Consider the following 1,442-nt stretch of genomic DNA (forward strand, 5'->3'; position numbering starts at 1 on the left):
CCTTGCCCTGTTCCTGTAAGTCTTTGGCAAACTCCACGATGAGTATCGCGTTCCGTGCCGATACACCAACAGTGGTTAGCAGACCAACCTGGAAATAGACATCGTTAGAAATACCCCGCAGCATGACGGCGATAACAGCGCCTAAAATTCCCAAAGGTACAACGAGCATGACAGAGAAAGGTATCGACCAACTCTCGTAAAGCGCCGCAAGGAAAAGGAATACGACAATCAGGGATACGCTATAAAGAATTGGGGCGAAATCACCGGATTGACGTTCTTGCAGTGAAATACCTGTCCACTCAAAGCCTATTCCCGGCGGCAGTTGCTCGATCATTCGCTCCATTTCAAGCATCGCCTCACCGGTGCTAACGCCCGGAGCAGCTTGCCCCTGGATCTCCATTGCAGAAACGCCGTTATAGCTCTCCACTCGCTGTGGACCATAAGTCCATTCCCAACTGGAGAAGGAGCTGAATGGCACCATGTCGCCCTGGTTATTTCGTACGTACCAGTCGTTAATATCCTGCGGCAGCATACGAGATTCAGCTTCGCCCTGAAGGTACACTTTTTTGACCCTTCCCCGGTCAATAAAGTCATTCACATAGGATGAGCCCCAGGCAGTGCTCAAGGTGTCGTTGATACTTGCGATAGTTAGCCCCTGTGCCTGAGCTTTTTCAAAATCGATATCAATTCGCAGCTGTGGAGCGTCTTCAAGTCCGTTCGGGCGTACCTGAACCAGTTTATCGTTTTGTCCGGCCATACCCAGTAATTGGTTACGGGCTTCGAGCAAACCGGCATGACCCAGGTTCCCCCGGTCTTGTAAAAACAGATTAAAACCGCTGGAAACGCCGAGTTCCGGAATTGGTGGCAGGTTAAAGGCAAAGACCATGGCTTCTTTAATGGTCGCAAAGAAACCAAAAGCTCGTCCAATAACGGCTTCAACGCTCTGGCTTTCGTCACGCTCATCCCAGTCTTTTAAGCGAACAAAAGCGATACCGTTAGCCTGACTGCGTCCTGAGAAACTGAACCCAACAACGGAGAAGACGGACTGCACTGCATCTTCCTGGTTCAGGTAGTAGTCTTCAATTTTGTCCATAGTGTTGACCGATTGTTCTATGGTAGAACCAACCGGTAACTGCATTTGGGTCAGAAATACGCCACGGTCTTCGTCTGGTAAGAAAGATGATGGCAGTTGAGTAAAGAGGTAGGCAAGCACGCCAATAATACCCAAATACAGCAAGCCAAAGCGAATGGTGCGGCGTAAAATTGAATGAATGGAGTTTGTATACTTGACGGTCCATTTCTCAAGGGTACGGTTGAACCATCCAAGCGGTCCCCAGCCACTGTTTTTGTCATGCTTAACCGGTTTAAGTAAAGTAGCGCACAGTGCCGGTGAGAAAATTATCGCCACAAGAACCGATAGACCCATAGAGGTAATAATGGTC

General features: G+C 49.1%; 1 protein-coding gene. It reads right to left on the reverse strand.

The genetic code is table 11. The annotated features are described in order from the left end of the window. A partial coding sequence (locus B3180_RS00565; protein WP_286842262.1) for an efflux RND transporter permease subunit occupies positions 1-1,442 on the reverse strand: 1,442 nt, incomplete at both ends.

The sequence above is a fragment of the Idiomarina sp. UBA4206 genome (genome assembly GCF_002383015.1).
GTDB classification, from domain to species: domain Bacteria; phylum Pseudomonadota; class Gammaproteobacteria; order Enterobacterales; family Alteromonadaceae; genus Idiomarina; species Idiomarina abyssalis.